This window comes from Actinophytocola sp. (genome assembly GCF_045807065.1).
Classification (GTDB): Bacteria; Actinomycetota; Actinomycetes; order Mycobacteriales; family Pseudonocardiaceae; genus Actinophytocola.
On record NZ_JBJMIE010000060.1, the window covers coordinates 1 to 2,423 of the forward strand.

The following is a 2,423-nucleotide window of genomic DNA, read 5'->3' on the forward strand; positions in this document are numbered from 1 at the left end:
GGGTGCCCTTCTTGACGTCGACCGTCAGGCGACGGTGGGGTTCTCCCCGAAGCCCGGGGTGGTCTTGGGCGCCGACCGGAATGTCAGGGCCGCCGCGACCGTTGAGACGACCGCGAGGATCAAGCCGACGATGAGGCCGAAGCCGGCACCGGACTCGAAGCCCGTGTTGCCGAGAACGCCGAAGTCGCCGAGGCCGCCGTCGTCCGGCAGCGTCAGCCAGCGCAGGATGATCAGCACCGTCGCGACGGCGGAGAGGATCAGCCAGATCAGTGGCAACCGATCGATCTTCGTGCCGAAGTGGGGTGCGAGGACCAGGCCGCCGGCGACCATGAGCAGCAGCACCGCGAACCAGGCGGCGAAGCCCGTGTTCCAGGCGCTGATGCTGCCCCCGTAGCCCGCGTAGCTGATCGAGTACCACGGGAGAAAACTGTCGATGAACGCGAGCACTCCGGCGCCGATGCCAGCCCACTCGATGGGGGTGACTCGCTTCAGGTCTAACTCAGCCATCAAGCATGGCCCTTCTAGGTATCGGAAAGAAAACGGAGATTACCGGCATCCCGGCGCCCGGCCAAGTATTCGCTGGTCACGGTGTTGTTGCGGACGTCCAAACAGGATGTCTCCCCAGAGGGCGTCGGACCCTGCCCCAAAGGGCGGTAATCCACTCGCGCCGGACCCCGTCCGCGGATGAGGATTCGAAACTATGTATGACGTTCGAACCGCGACCTCGGCCGATCTCGGTGCCGTGATCGCGCTGGTGGCACGGCTGCAGCGGGAGCCGGCGCACCAGATCGGCTTCCACGGCGAGACCGAGGACGAGGTCGCCGAGGAGCTGGCCGCGCTGCGCCCCGGATGGGCGGGTGGCGCGGTGGTCGCCGCCGACCGGGGCGGCCGGGTGCGTGGCGTGCTCTCCGTCGAGGTGGAGGGCACCCGCGGCTACCTGTACGGCCCGTTCGTCGACGTGCCGGCCAACCACCCGGCCGCCGGGCACGTGTGGCAGACCACCGCCGACGCGATGCTCATCCACGCCCGCCAGCTGCCCGGGTTGGCCGGCGTGCGCACGCTCGACCTGTTCGGCCACCGGCGCAACCGCCTGCTGGCCGACTTCGCCGCCCGCCACGGCGCGCCCGTCCGCATGACCAGCACGTGCTTCACGCTCACCGCCGCGCCACTGCGCAGCCTCCTCGTCCGGGGTCCCGGTCAGGACGACCGCACGACGCTCCTCCCACCCGAACCGGAGCTCCGGGACGCCGTGGCCCGCCTGCACGACCGGTGTTTCCCCGACGCGCCGACGTCCGGCGCCGACCTCGTCGACGGCGACCGGCACACGGTGGTGGTGCTGCGCGGCGAACACGGCCTGCTCGGTTACGCGGCCGGGTACACGCAGGCCGACGAGTACTACGTGGACGTGGTCGGCGTCGACGAGGACGCCAGGTCGTGCGGGGTGGGCAGAACGCTCGTGCGGCGGTTGCTCGCCGAGCTCGCCGCGCGGGGCGGCGTCCGCGACCGGGCCGCCGCGATGATCCGGGACGGCAACGAGGCCTCCGAGCACATGTTCACCAAGCTCGGCTTCACCCCCGGCGCGGAGCTCGTCAACTACCAGGTGGACCTCACTGTGCCGACCGAGCACCGGCGGGCGGTCTGACCCGGGTAGGTTTGCCGCCCATGACGGGCGACCCGGACAGCAGCGACACCGATCTCGACGGTGCTCTCGACACCGATTTCGACACCGACCTCGACGACCTCGACGAGGACCTCCTCGACGAGTACGGCGACGACTTCGCCGACCTCGTCGAGTCGCTGGGCCTGCCGAAACGCCTGCCGGCGCTGTGGCTGCCGTCGGTGGCCGAGCTGGCCGCGGCCGCGCGGGAGAGCCTGCTGCTGCGGCGCGTCGGCGAGCTGGCCGAGTGGGTGGGGGAGCGGCGCCTGCTCCACGACGGCGACCTGACCGGGGCGGACGCGGCCGAGGCGGCGGCGCGGCTCGGTGTCCCGCCCGCCGAGCTGCTGCTGTGCTGGGAGACCGCGCTCGCCGACGACCTCGTCGTCGTGTCGGACGACGGCACGGTGGCGGCCGGGAACCCCGACCTCTGGCCGACGGGCGACGACGAGGAGGACCTCGGCACCTGGGCGATCGGCTTCACCCAGGTCCTGGGCAGCCTGGTGATCGACGCCGAACTGGCGGACGAGGAGGACCTGGCGTTCGACAGCGCGGGGTCGCTGGTGCTGCCGATGTTCCTGGCGCGTGAGCCGGGCGTGGCCGTGGCGGAGCTGCGGGAGATCGCCCGGTCGATGGAGACGCAGCACCTGGACGACGAGGCCGCGTGGGACGCCTGGGTGGCCGCGCACGGCGACCCCGTCACGACACTGCTCACCCGTCTGGCCGAACACGGCGCGGCCGAGGTGGACGGCGAGACCGCCCGCCTCAC

General features: G+C 71.6%; 2 protein-coding genes and 1 pseudogene. 2 read left to right on the plus strand and 1 reads right to left on the minus strand.

The annotated features are described in order from the left end of the window. Positions 1-24: 24 nt before the first annotated feature. Entirely contained in the window at positions 25-507 is a 483-nt protein-coding gene (locus ACJ73U_RS03380) for a hypothetical protein (protein WP_407776017.1), read from the minus strand. A gap of 193 nt (positions 508-700) precedes the next feature. On the opposite strand from ACJ73U_RS03380, the gene ACJ73U_RS03385 reads away from it, so the two are divergent. Both ACJ73U_RS03385 and ACJ73U_RS03390 read left to right on the plus strand, forming a co-directional pair. After that, positions 701-1,642 (plus strand): GNAT family N-acetyltransferase, encoded by a 942-nt coding sequence (locus ACJ73U_RS03385; RefSeq protein WP_407776018.1) that lies wholly within the window; start codon positions 701-703, stop codon positions 1,640-1,642. A gap of 20 nt (positions 1,643-1,662) precedes the next feature. Continuing rightward, positions 1,663-2,423: pseudogene (locus tag ACJ73U_RS03390) on the plus strand (hypothetical protein); the annotation flags it as partial.

What these genes read in the sequence shown, in the direction of transcription:
- ACJ73U_RS03380 (WP_407776017.1), bottom strand. Translation starts at nt 507, where the DNA reads ATGGCTGAGTTAGACCTGAAGCGAGTCACCCCCATCGAGTGGGCTGGC.
- ACJ73U_RS03385 (WP_407776018.1), top strand. Translation starts at nt 701, where the DNA reads ATGTATGACGTTCGAACCGCGACCTCGGCCGATCTCGGTGCCGTGATC.